This window comes from uncultured Enorma sp. (assembly GCA_905210055.1).
Taxonomy (GTDB): domain Bacteria; phylum Actinomycetota; class Coriobacteriia; order Coriobacteriales; family Coriobacteriaceae; genus Enorma.
In genome coordinates, this window is record CAJLVH010000026.1 from 1 (window position 1) to 17180 (window position 17180).

General features: G+C 62.1%; 13 protein-coding genes, 1 tRNA gene and 1 pseudogene. 2 read left to right on the forward strand and 13 right to left on the reverse strand.

What is annotated here, in order from left to right; all coding sequences use genetic code 11:
• From QZ079_RS03255 to tilS, 6 genes and pseudogenes are all read right to left on the reverse strand, one after another.
• Positions 1 to 303 (reverse strand): annotated as a pseudogene (locus QZ079_RS03255) (amino acid ABC transporter permease); the annotation flags it as partial.
• A gap of 37 nt (positions 304 to 340) precedes the next feature.
• A complete protein-coding gene (locus tag QZ079_RS03260; protein ID WP_297035055.1) occupies positions 341 to 1270 on the reverse strand; it encodes a transporter substrate-binding domain-containing protein in 930 nt (309 codons plus the stop codon).
• Positions 1271 to 1599: 329 nt separating this feature from the next.
• Positions 1600 to 3666, reverse strand: coding sequence for a translation factor GTPase family protein (locus tag QZ079_RS03265; RefSeq protein WP_297035057.1), 2067 nt, complete (start codon positions 3664 to 3666; stop codon positions 1600 to 1602).
• Between the two features lie 299 nt (positions 3667 to 3965).
• Positions 3966 to 5987, reverse strand: a complete 2022-nt coding sequence (gene ftsH / locus QZ079_RS03270) for an ATP-dependent zinc metalloprotease FtsH (protein WP_297035086.1) — start codon at positions 5985 to 5987, stop codon at positions 3966 to 3968.
• Positions 5988 to 6177: 190 nt separating this feature from the next.
• Positions 6178 to 6744 carry a hypoxanthine phosphoribosyltransferase gene (hpt, locus tag QZ079_RS03275; protein WP_297035061.1) on the reverse strand — a complete coding sequence of 189 codons (567 nt, stop codon included), beginning with the start codon at positions 6742 to 6744 and terminating at the stop codon, positions 6178 to 6180.
• A gap of 54 nt (positions 6745 to 6798) precedes the next feature.
• On the reverse strand, positions 6799 to 8346 hold the full coding sequence (gene tilS, locus QZ079_RS03280; protein ID WP_297035065.1) for a tRNA lysidine(34) synthetase TilS: 1548 nt from the start codon (positions 8344 to 8346) through the stop codon (positions 6799 to 6801).
• A 97-nt stretch (positions 8347 to 8443) separates the two neighbouring features.
• Here tilS and QZ079_RS03285 point away from each other — a divergent pair, with 97 nt between their 5' ends.
• On the forward strand, positions 8444 to 9262 hold the full coding sequence (locus QZ079_RS03285) for an MBL fold metallo-hydrolase (protein ID WP_291289256.1): 819 nt from the start codon (positions 8444 to 8446) through the stop codon (positions 9260 to 9262).
• Between the two features lie 105 nt (positions 9263 to 9367).
• Here the strand turns inward: QZ079_RS03285 and QZ079_RS03290 are convergent, their stop codons facing one another.
• Positions 9368 to 9796, reverse strand: a complete 429-nt coding sequence (locus tag QZ079_RS03290) for an Hsp20/alpha crystallin family protein (protein ID WP_297035069.1) — start codon at positions 9794 to 9796, stop codon at positions 9368 to 9370.
• A 618-nt stretch (positions 9797 to 10414) separates the two neighbouring features.
• Between QZ079_RS03290 and QZ079_RS03295 the strand changes: the two genes are divergently transcribed.
• On the forward strand, positions 10415 to 10660 hold the full coding sequence (locus tag QZ079_RS03295) for a hypothetical protein (protein WP_297035071.1): 246 nt from the start codon (positions 10415 to 10417) through the stop codon (positions 10658 to 10660).
• A gap of 180 nt (positions 10661 to 10840) precedes the next feature.
• On the opposite strand, the gene QZ079_RS03300 is transcribed toward QZ079_RS03295, so the two are convergent.
• The 6 genes from QZ079_RS03300 to QZ079_RS03325 all read right to left on the reverse strand — a co-directional run.
• Entirely contained in the window at positions 10841 to 12535 is a 1695-nt protein-coding gene (locus QZ079_RS03300) for a phospho-sugar mutase (protein WP_297035074.1), read from the reverse strand.
• A 269-nt stretch (positions 12536 to 12804) separates the two neighbouring features.
• Positions 12805 to 12880, reverse strand: a tRNA-Lys gene (locus QZ079_RS03305).
• Positions 12881 to 12995: 115 nt separating this feature from the next.
• The gene (locus QZ079_RS03310) at positions 12996 to 14276 is read right to left on the reverse strand and encodes an aminopeptidase (protein WP_297035077.1); all 1281 of its coding nucleotides are present in this window, start codon (positions 14274 to 14276) and stop codon (positions 12996 to 12998) included.
• Between the two features lie 119 nt (positions 14277 to 14395).
• Positions 14396 to 15073, reverse strand: a complete 678-nt coding sequence (locus QZ079_RS03315; protein ID WP_297035080.1) for a hypothetical protein — start codon at positions 15071 to 15073, stop codon at positions 14396 to 14398.
• Complete coding sequence (locus QZ079_RS03320) at positions 15074 to 15952, reverse strand: phosphoribosylaminoimidazolesuccinocarboxamide synthase (RefSeq protein WP_297035089.1); 879 nt, start codon at positions 15950 to 15952, stop codon at positions 15074 to 15076.
• Between the two features lie 95 nt (positions 15953 to 16047).
• The coding region (locus QZ079_RS03325; RefSeq protein WP_297035082.1) for a cell wall metabolism sensor histidine kinase WalK at positions 16048 to 17180 on the reverse strand (1133 nt) is incomplete at its 5' end.

Here is a 17180-nt window from a genome sequence, read left to right on the forward strand (position 1 = left end):
GCGGGCGGCCGGGCGCGTGAAGGGCGCGCACTCGGCATAGCTGCGCCAATGGGTGAGCTTGTACGCCAGCGCGGCAGCAGCGAGCACGAGCCACGCCACGAGCAGGTAGTACAGCACGACCTCGACTGTGTACGCCTGGGCAAGGAAACTTAGCGCGGGGCGCGGCTGGCTCGAGAGGAGCATGCCCGCGAACGCGACGGCGCTCGTCCCGAGCAGCACATAGCGGTGATCGTGCGTGAGAAACGCCATAAGGCGGCCGCGCAGGGTGCGGCCGCCGCGTGGCGAAGCGTCATGTGAAGCCATGATTCTCCTTGGGTTCGTTCAGATGCCGGGGCGCGCCCTACGCGGGCTGGCGATCCATGCAGGCGTTCCACATGTCCTGGCGCTCGTCCTCCGAAATGCCGTCGATGACCGCGTTGATACGATCCATGATCTCGGCATCGGAACCCTTCACGATAGCGGCGTTGTCGGGCATGGCGGAACCCTCGAACTTCTCCTCCATCTGGAGCTCGACGAAATTGGGGTACTGCTCGATGAGCTTCGGCATCGAGAGCATTGAGTATGTAATGATGTCGCAGCGGCCGTTGGCGAGATTCTCGATCACGAGCGGCACGGTCTCGGCGGGCGTGGCATGGGTGACATCGGGAATCTGGTCGATCACGGTATCGTACATGGTTGCCGCCTGACCGAGAACCGTCGCACCCGCGATGTCGGCGAACGTCGTGGCGTTGACGTACGGTGAGTCCTCCGTGGTGATCATGACGATATCGTCGTCGATGTAGGAGTTGGAGAAGTCCGCGGACTCGGCGCGTTCCGGATCGACAGACATACCAGCGCAGATGATGTCAATCTGGCCGCTGTTGAGCGCGTCGATGAGACCAGAGAAATCAAGCTTCACGGCAACGGGATCGAGATCGAACTCCTCGGCGATGAGCTTGGCAACCTGAACGTCATAGCCATCGGCGTAAGCACCGGCAACGTTCTCGATGGGCATGGTGAACTCGGATTCTTCCGAAACCTGCCAGTTATAGGGGGCGTAGGCAGCCTCCATGCCCACGCGGAGCATGCCATCGGAGCCGAAGCTCGCGGTCGCGGCGGCGTCATCGGCGGTGCTGCCGGCATCGTCCGTCTCCTGGGCAGCGGGGCCGCATCCGGCGAGGAACATCATGCTCCCCATGCCGACCGCCGATATGCCGGATAGCTTTAAGAAGCCGCGGCGCGAGCACGCGAGATTCGTCGATGGCAGGGCGGTGGGGGTAGTCTTCCTCATGATGGTTCCTTCCCGTATGTGTTGTATAACCCCTTCCGTGCGCACAACCGGAGGGGACCCATTCCCCTCCCCCTTGCAACTTAATGCGAGAAAGTTCCGCGCACGTGGTTAAGAATAGACGGCAGCGCGGACGTTCCCCATAACTTTTTTCCGCCGAAACACGCGTGTAATGAAACCGCAGAAATTACTTTAGTGAGAAAAAGCATTCATTCTAACGCGCGGTGTCCCCCTGCGAGCCACTTTGGGGGCGTGCTCTAACGCAACAAGCGCCGCAGGCGAGTCGCTTCCTGCGGCGCTTCGTTGCTATAAAATCTATCCTCTATGTCAGGTTAGCGACCCTGGGCGCGGGACTCCTCGTAGAATTCGACGAGGTGCTTCTGCACGTCGTAGGGCACCTGCTCATAGCCGGCGGGCTCCATGGTGAAGTCGCCCGTGCCGCGCGTGATCGAACGCAGGCGAGTCGCGTAATCCGTGAGCTCAGCGAGCGGAACGGTCGCGGTGACGACGGTGTTCCCGCGGTCATCGGTGTCCATACCGGTCACGCGTCCACGCGAGCCGGAAACATCGCCCATCACTGCGCCGGCATAGCTCTCCGGAATGGTGACGGTGATGTTCTCCATAGGCTCAAGCACTACGGGATCGGCATCGGCACATGCCTTTTTGAGGCCGATGCGCGCGGCGGCGCGGAATGCCATCTCGTTGGAGTCGACGGGGTGGTACGAACCGTCGTAGCACGCCACGCGAATACCCGTGAGCGGGTAGCCGGCGATGACGCCTTCCTTCATGGTCTCCTGAACGCCCTTGTCCACGGCAGGGATGAGCGCACGCGGGATGCGGCCACCCACGACCTCGTCGACGAACTCGTACTCCGTGCCATCAAGCAGCGGCTCAACACGCAGGTAGCAATCGCCGAACTGGCCGGCGCCGCCCGTCTGCTTCTTGTGGCGACCCTGCGCGCTCGCCACGCGGCGAATAGTCTCGCGATACGGGATGCGGATGGGCACGATGTGAGCCACGACCTTCGTGCGCTCCTCCAGACGGTTGAGCAGCACGGAAACCTGAGCCTCGCCCACGGCGGAGATGATCGTCTGGCCGGTTTCCTCGTTGCGCTCGATCTTCATCGTGGGATCGGCCTCGCAGGCGCGATCGATGAACGTGAAGAGCTTGTCCTCGTCGGAACGGTTCTCGGCCTCGATGGCGATGCGGTACTGGCTGTTCGGGAACTGGAACGCCGCCGCCTCGACCTTACCGGTCACGGAGAGTGTGTCGCCGGTATCTGCCGAGATCTTCGTGGTGACGATGATGTCGCCCGCCTCAGCCTTGCCGACCTCGTCCATATCCTTGCCGCACATCACGTAGAGGTGCGCCAGGCGCTCACCCTTGCGCGTACGCGCGTTCACGAGCTCGATGCCCGGCGTGAGCGTACCGGTGAGCACCTTGAGGAAGCTGATGCGGCCCTGCTGCGGGTCGTTGAGCGTCTTAAATACGAAGGCGACGGGACGGTCGTCCTCGGAGGAGATCTTCAGCGTATCGCCGTCGACGAGCGGCATCTCGCCATAGTCCGTCGGCTTCGGGAAGTACGTGGCGATATCGTCCATGACGGAGTGGACGCCCAGCTCGCGCGTGCAAGAACCCACGAATACCGGCACGAAGAGGCGCTTGGCGATCGCCTCGGAGAGCAGGCCCTCGACCTCTTCCTGCGAGAGCGCCTCACCTTCGAGATACTTCATCATGAGCTCGTCGTCCGCCTCGGCCACAGCCTCGCACAGCTGCTCGCGCGCTTCCTCGGCAGCGTCGAGATACTCTTCGGGGATGTCGAACTCGGTTTGCGTGGTGCCATCGCAATGGCGCGCCTTCATGCGCACGATGTCGATGACGCCCTCGAAGTTGTCGCCCGTACCCCACGGCAGGGTCACGGCACCCAAACGCACGCCGAAGCGCTCGCGGAGCGCCTTCATGCAGGTGTCGTAATCGGCGTTCTCCTTATCGATGCGGTTGATGAACACCGCGCGCGCAAGGCGCAGGTCTTCCGCGGCGTACCACAGCTTCACCGTGGTGGGCTGCGGGCCTTCGGCGGCGTCGACCACGAAGAGCGCCGTCTCGCACACGCTCATCGCAGCATAGGCATCGCCGATGAAGTCCGGATAGCACGGGGCGTCGAGCACGTTGATGCGCACGCCCTTCCAGTCGATGGGCGCGATCGAGGTCGAGATGGAGAACTCGCGCTTGACCTCTTCCGCGTCGTAATCGAGCGTGGGCTTCGTGCCCGCATGACCGCCCAGACGCGCGGTCTTGCCAGAAAGGTGGAGCATGGCCTCTGCGAGCGAGGTCTTGCCCACCCCGCCTTGGCCTACGAGAACCACGTTCCTTACGTCGCTTGTTTTAGGCGCGCCCATAGCTGCCTCCTTGTTCCCGGGCGCATGCGCGCGGCGTCTGAGCATCCGCGCGTATGCGCCGATTACATACGATATGGTTGAGCCTACCCCTCTTGGCACGTACCCTATCGCTCATTTCGACCAGCGAACGCAAGCCTGCGGTGTGCGGCGATGTCCCAAAAAGGGACAGGAGCATTTTGGGACATCTTAGAAAAAGTCGATTCAGCAAAGACCGTCGACACAAAAAGGGCCCCGGCGCGGCGCCGAGGCCCTTCGATGTCCCAAAATGCACCTGTCCCTTTTTGGGACATTGTGCCCGGTCACTCCTCGTTGGCCATAGCCTCCTCGGCGAAGCGAGCGGCTTCGGCGGCAATCTCCTCATCGCTCTGGCGTGGCTTGCGGCGCGTCGAGGCATCCTTGGTGCCCGCGGCCTTCACCTCTCCCGCCGCCTCGCGCTCGAGATAGGCACTCCACTCATCGTTGAGTAGCGCCTCCACCGCCTCGCCCTCGACGGTTTCGCGCTCCAGAAGCACGTTCGCCATGGTAACGAGCTGTTCGCGACGCTCTTCAAGGATCTGCTTCGCGCGGTCGTGCGCCTCGCGCATGATGCGCTGCACCTCGGCGTCGATACGCCGCGCGGTCTCCTCGGAATAATCCTGGTGGTTCGCGTAATCACGCCCTAGGAACACCTGATGCTGAGCCTCGCCGAACACCTGCGTACCCAGTTCCTCGCTCATACCCAGGCGCGTGACCATCTCGCGCGCCATCTTCGTTGCGCGCTCGAGGTCGTTTGAGGCACCGCTCGTGATGTCGGCGCACATAAGCTCCTCGGCAACGCGGCCGCCCAAGAACACCGCGAGCTCATCGAGCATTTCGTTCCGGGTCTTGAGGAAGTGATCTTCGGTGGGCAGCTGCATGGTGTAGCCGAGGGCCTGGCCGCGCGGGATAATCGTGATCTTGTGCACCGGGTCGGAATGCTCGAGCACGTGCCCCACGAGCGCATGCCCGCTCTCGTGGTACGCGATGACACTGCGTTCGGTCTCGGTCATGACGCGCGTCTTGCGCTCGGGGCCGGCGATGACGCGCTCCATGGACTCCTCAATCTCGTCCATGGTGATGCGCTCGTGGTGCCGGCGCGCCGTGAGCAGCGCCGCTTCGTTCATGAGGTTCGCAAGATCGGCACCGGTGAAGCCAACGGTGAGCTTCGCGAGTTTCTCGAAGCTCACGTCCTCGCCCAAAGGCTTGTTCGCCGCATGTACGCGTAGAATCTGCTCGCGTCCCTTCACGTCGGGACGATCGACGGTAATCTGGCGGTCAAAACGTCCGGGGCGCAGAAGAGCCGGATCGAGGATGTCCGGGCGGTTCGTCGCGGCGATGAGGATGACGCTCTCGCTCTCCTCGAAACCGTCCATCTCGACCAGCAGCTGGTTCAACGTCTGCTCGCGCTCGTCGTGCCCGCCACCGAGGCCGGCACCGCGCTGGCGTCCCACGGCATCGATCTCGTCGATGAAGATGATCGACGGCGCCTGCTCCTTAGCGCTCTTGAAGAGGTCGCGCACGCGGCTCGCGCCCACGCCCACGAACATCTCCACGAAGTCGGAGCCCGAGATGGAGAAGAACGGCACGCCCGCTTCGCCCGCCACCGCTTTGGCAAGCAGCGTCTTACCGGTACCCGGAGGGCCTACGAGCAGCACGCCGCGGGGAATCTTCGCACCGAGCTTGCGGTAGCGATCCGGATCGGAAAGGAAATCGCGCACCTCCTCGAGCTCTTCGACTGCCTCATCGATACCGGCGACGTCGGCGAACTTCACCTTGGGACGCGTGGCCTCGTTCGTCTTGGCGTTCGTCTTACCGAACTGCATAGCCTTGTTGTTAGCGCCCATCATCTGGCGCATGAAATACAGCATGAACAGCACGAGCACGGCCGTGGGCGCGATGCTCAGAATGAGATCCATGAACGCATTTGGATCGCTCGTGTTCACGACGTACTCGGTCGCGGGGTGCGCCGCCATGAGCTCGGCAAGCGCATCGGAACCGATATACGTCGAGGTGAAGGGAACCGCCGCCTGGTCTTTGCCGACATCTTTGGCGTCTTCCCAATACAAGCCCTCAAGCGAACCGTCGGCGATGGTATAGGTCACGGAATCGACGCGGCCATCTTCCACGGCGGTCACGAACTCGCTTGTTGCGAGCTTCGTCGTCTCGGACGCGTGTCCCGCGCCGCCATTCATAGTGAACGCCAGGTACGCCACGAGCGCGCAAGCGACCAAGATGTAAAGCCACGACATGCGCGAGGGGCCGCGACGCCCGCCGCGGTTGGGGTCTCCCGAGCCGGGGCGCATGCCCGTCATCTGGTTGCGTGGCACCTGCTCGCCACGGGGGTTTCCCCCATCGCGCTCGTCGTGTGCCGGCTGGTTCCGCTCGGCACCGCGCGCGTCATCGCTACCCGTCGGCTCGCCGCCGGGGCGCTCATGGCGTGCGGCACTGCCATCGCCTGCCGCGTTCTGCTCTTCTTCGATACGATCGGACATGTTACGAATAAACCTCCGGTTTAAGAATGCCCACATAGGGGAGGTTGCGGTAGCGCTCCGCGAAGTCGAGGCCGTAACCCACGACGAACTCGTCGGGACAATGCGCTCCCACGTACTTCGGATTGATGGCGGCCTGCTTGCCCTCAACGTCCTTCCACAGGAAGGCGGCGACCTCAAGCGAAGCGGGGTTGCGGCTGCTCAGGTTCTTCATGAGGTACTTGAGCGTGAGGCCGGAATCGAGGATGTCCTCGACGATCAGCACGTCACGCCCCTTGATATCCATATCAAGGTCTTTCACGATACGGACTATACCCGAGGTCTTCGCCTTGTCACCATAGCTCGAGACGGCCATGAAGTCGATGGCGAGCGGAAGATCAATCGAACGCATGAGGTCGCCCATGAAGACGACCGCCCCGCGCAACACGGCGATGAGCACCAGATCCTTCCCCTGGTAATCGCGGCTGATCTCGCTTCCCAAACGCTGCACGATACCCCGGATGTCCTCCTCGCTGAAAAGGATGGAATCAACATCTGGATGCATCGTCGAAAGCTCGCTCTTCGTTTCCATGGCAACCCTCCTGCTCGCCGATATACGTATGGCAGCTTACCCCACCGCGCGGACTTATTCCGCGGAATCGAGGGAATGGATGGTTAATTGTATCAATACGCGGCTCATCGCCGTGCATTTGAAGCGCTCGTCAAGGCGAATTCCGCCAACCCACACAACGGCACCGCCGGGCGCGGTGCGCACGATAGGCACGAGCGGGCGCTCAGCGACCGGAACCTGCTCCTCACCGAGGATGTCGGAAACCTTCTTCGACCTGCCGTGCATGCCGAGCGGGCACATGAGGTCCCCCGGAGCGAGCGAGTCGACCCACAGGCGCGCCGCGCGAGCCTCCACAGGCACGCCGTCTCCCGATTCCTTGAGGCGCACGAGGTCGCGTTCGGCATATCCAAGCGACGCGGCGTCCACGAAGGCGATCTCTTCGCCCGCGGGCGCGGCAGAAGCCTTCCTGCGCACATAGGCAATGATATCGGATCCGGCGGGGACGCGTTCGATCGACGCCTCGAGCACCCGTCCCGCGGCGAGCGCCATGCGGCCGGGTACGGTGAGCCAACCAGCTGTGAGCTCTTCGCGGGCGGCAGCGGTGCGCATCGAGCAGGTACCGAACTCCATGCGCACGTCGATGCCCGCGGGAAGCGTGGTCGACCCCTCCCCCGAAGCCACGCATGCGAGCACGGCTTCGACATGACGGAGCTCGAGGCGCGCATCTTGGTCGAGCTGGCGCACAGCGAGACGCACCATGCGGCGCGCGATGGCCACCTCGGCGGATGCCAGGCGCGCACCGTCGAGCACGATGAGCCCCTCCTGCCGGCGCTTGGTGCATACCCGTAACGCCTGTGCGGCGAGCTGCGACATGAACGCATCCTCATCGCCCAGGATGTCGCACGCGGCGCTCACGTTGCGCGCGACGTTGCGGTTGCGCTCGCGCAAAACAGGCATCACGCGGTGACGCACGAAGTTTCTCAGGTACGCGGTGTCTTGGTTGCTCTCGTCCTCGCGCCAGGGAATGCCCGCGACCTCGAGATAGCGGCAGAGCTCGTCGTGTGTGGTGTCGATGAGCGGCCGCACGATGATGTTGCGGCGCCGTGGGATGCTCGAGAGGCCGGCAGCGCCTGCACCCTTGATGGCATTCATTATGAACGTCTCCGCGCGGTCGCTCGCCGTATGGGCGGTTGCGATGCGCGCGGCAGAGCGCGGAACGTTCGCCTCGGTGCATAGTTCGCGCACGTACCGGCGGGCGGCAGCATAGCGCACCTCGCGCGCCGCCGCCTCGAGATTCTGACCGCCCAGGTTCGCAAACGATGCGTGCTCCACGCAGAGCGGCAGCCCAAAGCGCTCGCAGAGCTTCCGGACGAACGCCTCGTCCGCATCCGACGCCTCGCCGCGCAGGTGATGGTTCACGTGGAGCACATGCAGGCGCTCGCGGGCGATGCGCGCCCGACCGCGACCGTCGTCCAAATCGAGCTGTGAGGTGCAGGCCATGACGAGCAGCGCCGTGGAATCTGCCCCGCCGGAGACCATGAGCACCACCGGGGCTGCGGGATGCGCCTGTGCGCGAACACCGCGCGAATGATGCGGCGCGAACCGCTGCGCTACCGTTGGCATGCACCCTCCCATCTTCGTCTGTAGCAGCACTCTTGGGATTTTTCCACATACATTCGTACAATATTCCCTTGGATAATGTTACATCGGAAGGAAACGCATGCCGAACGCGATGCACCTCCATATCCTCGGCAGTGGCTCAAAAGGGAACTGCTCGATCGTGGAGTCGCCTGCTGGATTCATCATGATCGACAACGGCTTCTCGCGTCGGGAGACGCTCGCTCGCATGCACGCGCTCGGTTTGGACGAAAACCGGGTGCGCGCGCTCATCCTTACGCACGAACATAGCGATCATACGCGCGGCGTCGTGGTGTGGTGCAAGCGCTTTAGCGGGACGCTCATCGCGAGCGCAGGTACGCCGGAGGCGCGATCTGGCTTCGACGTCCTTCCGTTCCAAGCGGTTGAACCTGGCGAGGCGTTCGACATCGAAGATGTGCACGTCCAGACCTTCCCCACCTCGCATGACGTCGTAAACCCCATGGGGCTGCGCTTGAGCTGCGGAGACGACGCCATAGGATTCGCCACCGATACCGGCACGCTCTCCGACGCTGCGCGGAATGCACTCCGCGATGCGCGCATCCTTGCCCTTGAATGCAACCATGATGTCCATATGCTCACATCTGGCGATTACCCCCGCTTTCTCAAGGAGCGCATTCTCTCGAACACGGGTCATCTTTCGAACGCCCAGGCAGCGGAAGCCGCGTGCGAGCTCGTTACCAACCGCACCGAAGAGCTTGTCGCCATGCACATATCTCAAGAGAACAACCGACCTGGTCTCGCGGTGCGCGCGCTCGCCGATGCGCTCGGTGCCACGCTCGACAACGACCTTGGGACCGCAGCGACGCTCGAACGGCCGGGCACGGCACCGGGACTGCACATTCGCGCTGCCGGCCAAGACCGCCCCGTAAGCATCTGGTAGATGAAACGGCGGCTCGACCATCGGGAGTGAATCGCCGCTCACGAAAAAAGGGGCTCCCGAAGGAACCCCTTTCATCCGAATTGTTGGAAAAGCTAGAAGCCGTCGTTAGTCGATCGAAACCTTCGTGACGTTCTTCTTCTCGACGATCTTCGGCACGGAGACGGTGAGCACGCCGTCGGCGAAACGAGCGGAAAGGCCCTCGTTCGACGCATCCTTGAGGTAGATCCCGCGCGTGGCGCTGAAGGCGGAGAACTCGCGCTGCAGGTAATTCTTGCCCTCGTTCTCCCCCTTATCCTCGACGTTCACCGAGATGGAAAGACGACCCTCGTTGAGCTCGACGTCGATCTCGTCCTTGTTCACGCCAGCAAGATATGCCTTGACCTCGTAGCCGTCGCCCTTATCCTCGACATCCATGGGGAACGCGCGCGAAGCAGGCGCGGACGCGAGATCCATCATGTCGTCGAACGCGTCGAGAAGCGACGTGTTGAAGGGACGAAGACCGAACACCGAACGATACGGAACCATGCTAGCCATAATCAACCACTCCTTTGTGGATTGCCCGGGTATTGGCTCCCGGGACTTCTTTGGACACTGTTCTTATGCCCTCATGAGTGGCTTCTAAACAACACTGTTGAGATTTTTTAAGCGTCACAGTATCATCAAATCTAAGTCTAATATACTTAGATTTATGATCGTCGCACCCGTTCGCTCCAAAACCGTCTAGTCCGTATTGCATGGAGGCGGACGAATGGGCGACTGCTCTTCAACGTACGCTTGACGCAAAGCGCCTTACGTCACCCCTCACCATTCTTTTTTTAAGGCGTGCACCTGCATTTTATGCATAAGTTATGCAACCTGCGTGAACGGGGGTTCGCAGGCGGGCACATTGCATACGAAGAAGTCCTGAGCATATATCATGTATTTGTTAGAGGCATATGCAATCGAGGCACCATGGCAGACAGTACTTCTAGGCAAAACCCGACAGATTCCGACCACAACCCGCAACGTCGGACTCCAAATACGCCTTATCGGCGTACGGTACCGCACGTCTCACAGAGCCCTATCACCGATGAAAACTATACGCGCATGCTGCATGCGCAGGATGAATCTCAGCAGACCGAACAGCATACGACGACCCCTGGACGAAAGCACATGGGCGTCGCCACCGCCGACCCGCAGTACCTCCCGCAAAGCGGACCTGCGCACCCTCGCCGTTCGAACCCCGGCGATACCGGACAACGTCAGCAGCTGCACTACGAGCGGTATCTGCAGACGCCCGGCTCAAAGAAGAGCATCTTCGTCGCCCGACAAGAGCGCGCGAGACGGCATACCATAGTCGTGGCCATCATCGCCCTGGTGCTCGTCGCCCTGGTGCTCTGGCTCATCCTCTTCCGTTAACATATCGTTCTCGCCACCGCATCGCACATCACCCTGGAATCGAGCATGCTCGTGTCGTTTCCGTTACGAATGCGTGTGTCTCCAAGGTGGCGCGCGCCAGAACGTAAATAAACCCCCGAAGCGGGTCACCTGAGCTAGGTTTCCGCTCCGGGGGTTCTTCGACTTCGTGTCGTTAATCCTTTACGAAAGCAGCTCGCGTCCGTCGGCCTCGATCTTCTCGATGAGCGCATCGGCAGCCGCCGCGTCATCGCCCTTCGCGAAGATGTAGATCTTGATCTTAGGCTCGGTGCCGGAGGGACGCACGATGGCCTTGTTGCCGCCCTCGAGGTCGAACTCGAGCACGTTCGCCTTCGGCAGGCCGTTCACGCCTTCCTTGTAGTCTACGACCTTCTCCACCGCAAGGCCGGCCATCTGGACAGGCGCCTCAGCACGGAGGCTCGCCATGATGCCCGCCATCTTGCTCGCGCCCTCGGCGCCGGGGTAAGAGAGCGACACGGTCTTGTTGTGATAGTAGCCGTACTTCTCATAGAGGTCACGCATGGCCTCGACGAGGTTCTTGCCCTTGAGTCGGTAATCCTGCGCCATCTGGCAAATGAGCAGCGATGCGTTCACCGCATCCTTGTCGCGCACGTGATCGCCCGAGAGGTAGCCGTAAGATTCCTCGAAACCGAAGATGAAGCGGTCAACCTCGCCCGCGTCGGCGAGCGACGTGATGATGTCACCGATGTACTTGAAACCCGTGAGGCAGCGGCGAAGCTCGAAGCCATAGTCCTCGGCAAGCGCGTCCACCATGGCAGAGGATACGATCGTGGTGACGGCGACCTTGTTGGAAAGGTCCTCGCCGCGCTCGGCGCGCATACGGCAGATGTAGTCGAGCAAGAGAACACCCATCTCGTTACCGGTGATGAGCGTGTAGTCGTCGCCGTCGGCACAGGCCACGCCCACGCGGTCGGCATCCGGGTCGGTTGCGAGCAAGAGATCCGGCTGCACCTCGCGGCACAGGTCGATACCCTTCTGCATGGCCTCGCGAATCTCCGGATTCGGATACGGGCAGGTGGGGAAGTCACCGTTGGGATCTTTCTGCTCGGGCACGATGGTGATATCCGTGATGCCCGCGCGGTTGAGCACCGTGGTCACCGGGATGAGGCCGGTACCATTGAGCGGGGTGTATACGAGCTTGAGGGGCGCTTCGGCCGCCTGCTCTTCAGTGAGGTTGCAGACGGACTTCGAGAGCACGGCATCGTAATAGCGATCGAGACAATCGTCACCGATCCACTCGATCTTGCCGGCAGCCACAGCCTCGTCGAAATCCATCGTCTTGATGCCATGCCACATATCCACCTTGGCGATCGCGGCGGAGATGGCATCGGCCACCTCGGATGCGATCTGGCAGCCATCGGGGCCGTAAGCCTTGTAGCCGTTATATTGCGCGGGGTTGTGCGAGGCCGTCACGCACACGCCGCCGGAGCACTTGAGGTCGCGAACCGCCCAGGAAAGCGTGGGTACAGGCGAGATCTTGGGGTAGACCTTCGCCACGACGCCGTTCGCTGCGAAGATGGCGGCGGCGGTCTTCACGAAGAGCTCACCGTTGTTGCGGCTGTCGCGTGCGATAGCGACGGTGGGGTTCTCGAAGTTGGCGACGAGATACTCGGCAAAGCCCTGCGTAGCGCGGCCGACGGTATAGATGTTCATGCGGTTCGTACCGGCGCCGAGCGTGCCGCGCAGTCCCGCCGTGCCGAACTCGAGATCCTGGAAGAACGCATCGGTGATGGCGTTCTCATCGCCATCATCCTTAAGCGCGACGAGCTCCGATTTAAGCACGTCGTCCGTCACGTTCGCAAGCCATTCATCAAGAAGTGCATGTACGTCTGCCATAGGTTGCCTTCCTTTCAAGCAGAGCCCTGTCCCTCCCCCGTGCGCTGGTGACGGGGCAGCGCCGAAGCGCGATATTGCTATAGATGATACGGCAACAAAGGTGCAGGGGAGCGAACGCTCCGACAGGTGCACGGATTCGTCGGTGACGGGGCGTCACTTTGGGGACGGGTACGTTTGTGTCGTTTTCGACACAAACGTACCCGTCCCCAAAGTGACGCCTAAAGCGACAAAACGCCCGGCTCCGCGAGGGCACCGGGCGTTTGTATTCATGGTGGGCCGTTAGGGGTTCGAACCCTAGACCTTGGGATTAAAAGTCCCCTGCTCTGCCAGCTGAGCTAACGGCCCGCGCGAAGCATTGTACCACGTCTTTCATGCCGTACGGCCGCAGGACCCAAGCTGGTACTTTGGGGACGGGGTCAAAAGTGTTGAATTCAACACTTTTGACCCCGTCCCCAAAGTGTTACTCCCAGCTCCATTGGCCGTTTACGAACACGGGAACCTCCGTGCCGTCGGCCTGGATGCCCGTGATGGTGAGGTCATCGGTGCCGATCATGAAGTCGACATGCGTCGCCGAGGTGTTCACCCCATGCTCGCGGAGCTCGTCGGCACTCATTTCATAGCCCCCGTCGTAGCACTCCGGGAAGCCAACTCCGAGCGCCAAATGGCAGCTCGCGTTCTCGTCGTAGAGCGTGTCGAAGAAGAGCGTCTCACTTTCGCGGATCGGCGTATTCTTGGAGATGAGCGCGACCTCGCCGAGCCTTCGTGCCCCCTCATCGGTCTCGAGGATGCTCTTGAGCGTCCCTTCGCCCACGCGCGCGCCGTATTCGACCACGCGTCCCGCTTCGAAGCGCAGCCAGAAATCCTCAACCTTGTTGCCGTGATGGATGAGCGGCAGCGCAGAGTGTACAGTGCCGTCGGCGCGCATGCGATCGGGCGAGGTGAAGACCTCCTCCGTGGGGATGTTCGGGAAGAACGGATGCCCCTCGGGCGTCTCGCATTTGCCACCCGCCCAGATATGGCGATCGGTGAGGCCGACGGTGAAATCCGTTCCGTTCGCAGAGCGGTACTGCAGGGCGTCGAAATGGCGGTCGTTCAGGAAGCGCAGGTTCTTCTCGAACGTCGCGTCGTGCAGCTCCCAATCGCTCTCGGGGTCGTCGCCGTCGGCGCGCGCCACGGAAAGAATCGAGCACCATAGACGGTAAATGGCGACCTCATCGGGCACATCGGGGAACACATGGCGCGCCCATGCGGCAACCGGCGCACCCGCGATGCACCACGGGTTGACGTTGAAATCCAAGCCGCGGCGATACACCGTGCACTGGCTGTTCTTCGCCTTCGAAGCCGCCGCGGGCTTCTTGGGGTCGATTCCCTTGAGCGCCTCCGGATCGGCTCCTTCCACAAAGATGAAGCACGCACCCGCCTCGGCGAGCGAATCGAGCTGCACGCGCTGCCATTCGGGCGTCTGCTCGAAGTATGCGAGCTCAACGTTCTCGTACGTGAGGCGCGTCACCGCATCGTCATTCCAGATCACCGTGACGTGCCCGGCGCCCGCCTCGTAGGCAGCGCTCACGAGCAGGCGCGCGAACGGGGCGCACTCGACAGGCGTCATGAGCACGACTTCCTGCCCGGGCATGACGTTCACGCCCTTGCGGACGACGAGCTTCGCATAGCGCTCGATCTTCGGCTCGATCGCAGCCATGCCGGCGCGCGCGTCCTCGACGGTCAAAGCAGCCCTGATCATCTATCTTCCTTTGCTCGTATAAACCGATGGGTTGGTTGGGGGCGTGTTCTCCTCAACCCTTTCCGCCCTCAGGAAAGGGTTGGGGACACGTCCCCAACCAACCCATTTCTACCTACTATCTAGCGGCGCGAGCGGTGATTCTTCTTAGGACCACGCTTCACCACGGGCTCCTCGGAAGCGGTCGCGGCAGCGTCGGCCGTAGCCTCCTTCTTGGATGCCTTGCCCTTCTTCGCATCCAGGCGCTCGGACTCCTCTTCAAGAACCTCGAGCACCTTGCGATCCGTCATGCCGGCGACCTGCGCCTTGTAGAAGTTACGCAGCGGACGGATCTTCACGAGGTCGTAGATGAAACCGCCGATCACGAACGCGTAGGCGATACCCAGCCCGACGAGCTGCGCCACGCCGAGCGCGTTCGCATCCATGAACGAGTTGAAGAGGCCGGCCAGCATGAGCCACACCACGATGACGCCCACGATACCGACGCCTTCGAACGCCCAGAAGATGCGACGCTTGGAGCGGTACTCCTCGTCGCCCTTCATGAGGATGTTCGCAGCGGAGTACATGCGATCCTCTTTGGCGCGAAGTTCCTGCTTGCGCGCCTTCTTCTCGGCCTTCGAAAGACCCTCGAGCGACTCTCCCTGCTCGTACTCCTTGCGACGAGCCTTTGCGCTCGAAGACACCACGCGCACCGAAGACGCGGCGGCGCGGGCGGGCTTGGCGGATGCGGCGGACTTGCGTGCGGCACCCGCGTAATCACGCTCTTGGGTGCGCTTGTTGGTAGCGCTCCGTGTACTCACTTACTCGTTTCCCTTCATGCTTTCAAATTCCGTACCGGTGATGATCTGGTACGCCTCGCGGTAGCGCGCGGACGTGCCCTCAACGACATCGGCAGGCAGATGCGGCGCGTTGCCCGTCATATCCCAGTTGGCGGTAAGCCAGTTGCGGACGAACTGCTTGTCGTAGCTGGGCTGAACCTTGCCCTCCTCATAGCTCGACGCCGGCCAGAAGCGGCTCGAGTCGGGCGTGAGGCACTCGTCGATGAGTGTCACCTTGCCGTCGATAATGCCGAACTCGAACTTCGTATCGGCGATGATGATGCCACGCGTAGCAGCGTACTCGGCGGCAGCGGTGTAGATCTTGAGCGAGTAGTCACGAATCTGCTCGGCCACGTCGGTACCGACGATCTCTACGCAGCGATCGAACGAGATGTTCTCGTCGTGGTCGCCGAGCGCAGCCTTTGTGGAGGGGGTGAAGAGGGGTTCGGGCAGCTTGGAAGCCTCGGTGAGCCCGGCAGGCAGGTGAATGCCGCACACGGTGCCGTCCGCGTCGTAGGTCTTCTTGCCGCTGCCGGTGAGGTACCCGCGCACGATGCACTCGACCGGGATGGTCTCGGCGCGGCGCACGAGCATGGCACGACCCGAGAGGTAGCTCTTATACTCGGCGAATTCCTCGGGGAAGTCGGCGACGTCGATGGAGACGAGGTGATTCGGCACGAGGTCGGCGAACTTATCGAACCAGAACGCCGAGATGCGGTTGAGTACCTCGCCCTTGAAGGGAATCTCGTCCGGCAGGATGTAATCGAAAGCCGAGATGCGATCGGTCGCTACCATGAGCAGGTTCTCGCCCGCCTGGTAGATATCGCGAACCTTGCCGTGGGAATCCGGACGGCGCTCCATGTTTGCCACGTGGAATCAACTCCTCTGATGTGCCGGGTCATACCTGGTACAAACCAGCCAGGCTGGATTGTATCATTCCGCTGAACCGCGTTATCCTAGCCCTCCATTGTAGAGGAAGCAGGCTCTGGCGTGTGCTCGCGCGGCAGATGAATCGTAAACGTCGTACCTTTTTCAAGTTCGGATTCAACGGAGATGTAGCCGTGATGCCGCTCGACAATCTGCTGAGTCACCGAAAGCCCCACGCCAAGACCACCGGCCTCGCGCGCGCGGCTCGCATCGGCACGCCAGAAGCGGCCGAAGATCCGCGACAGATCCTCCTTGGCGATGCCGATACCGGTGTCCGAAACGATGATCTGCACGTTCTTTCGATCGGCCTTCACCGAGACGACGACCCACCCGCCCTCGGGCGTGTAGCGCATCGCGTTGCTCATGAGGTTCACGACCGCCTGCGTGATCATGTCGGCATCTACCTCGATGACCGCGGAGCGTCCCTGCGTGTCGTCCGAGAAGCGCAGGCGCAGGTCGCGGTTTATGAACAGCTGCTGCTGGCCGTCGACGATGCGCTGCACGAAGGGGACGAGATCCACGCGCTCGAACTTGAGCGGCGTGGTGCGGTTTTCCATGCGTGAAAGATCGAGCATCTGCTGGACCAGGCGGGAGAGGCGGCGCGTCTCTGAAGCGACCGTCTCCAGATGCTCGTCGTCGCAAGGGAGAACGCCGTCCTGCATGGCTTCGACGGTCGCGAGCATCGCCATGAGCGGTGTGCGAAGCTCGTGCGCGACGTCGGAAGTGATGCGGCGCTCGTGCTTCAGATCCTTCTCGAGCGAGGTCGCCATCTCGTCGAATGTCTCGCCCAACCGGTCTATCTCGTCGTCTCCGCGCAAGCCCGTGCGCGCAGAGAGATCGCCGTCGCGGATCTGCTTGGCAGTGCCGGTGATGCGGCGCAAGGGGTTCGTGAGCATGCGCGAGACGAAGATGCCGATGATGACCGCGATGATCACCGCCGCGATCGAGGCGATGAACATGGCGTTGAAGGTGCGGTCGCGAAACGCGGTATCGGCTTTGCCAAGCAGCGCGTCTGATCCGAACACCCACAGGCGCACCTGGCCCACGACTGTGCCATTCCCCAGCGTGATGTCGCGCGTCACGGAAGCCGAGGCGTCCGTGGGCGCGCTCGAGGTGAGGCCGTGCGTCTCGCGCGGGGCGCTACCCGCAGGTCCCACCACCG

Excerpts from the sequence above, each read along its gene's own strand:
- ftsH (WP_297035086.1), bottom strand. The coding sequence starts at position 5,987 with ATGCGCCCCGGCTCGGGAGACCCCAACCGCGGCGGGCGTCGCGGCCCC.
- QZ079_RS03285 (WP_291289256.1), top strand. The coding sequence starts at position 8,444 with ATGCCGAACGCGATGCACCTCCATATCCTCGGCAGTGGCTCAAAAGGG.
- hpt (WP_297035061.1), bottom strand. The coding sequence starts at position 6,744 with ATGGAAACGAAGAGCGAGCTTTCGACGATGCATCCAGATGTTGATTCC.
- QZ079_RS03310 (WP_297035077.1), bottom strand. The coding sequence starts at position 14,276 with ATGATCAGGGCTGCTTTGACCGTCGAGGACGCGCGCGCCGGCATGGCT.
- QZ079_RS03260 (WP_297035055.1), bottom strand. The coding sequence starts at position 1,270 with ATGAGGAAGACTACCCCCACCGCCCTGCCATCGACGAATCTCGCGTGC.
- QZ079_RS03320 (WP_297035089.1), bottom strand. The coding sequence starts at position 15,952 with ATGGAGCGCCGTCCGGATTCCCACGGCAAGGTTCGCGATATCTACCAG.
- QZ079_RS03290 (WP_297035069.1), bottom strand. The coding sequence starts at position 9,796 with ATGGCTAGCATGGTTCCGTATCGTTCGGTGTTCGGTCTTCGTCCCTTC.
- QZ079_RS03300 (WP_297035074.1), bottom strand. The coding sequence starts at position 12,535 with ATGGCAGACGTACATGCACTTCTTGATGAATGGCTTGCGAACGTGACG.
- tilS (WP_297035065.1), bottom strand. The coding sequence starts at position 8,346 with ATGCCAACGGTAGCGCAGCGGTTCGCGCCGCATCATTCGCGCGGTGTT.
- QZ079_RS03265 (WP_297035057.1), bottom strand. The coding sequence starts at position 3,666 with ATGGGCGCGCCTAAAACAAGCGACGTAAGGAACGTGGTTCTCGTAGGC.
- QZ079_RS03295 (WP_297035071.1), top strand. The coding sequence starts at position 10,415 with ATGGGCGTCGCCACCGCCGACCCGCAGTACCTCCCGCAAAGCGGACCT.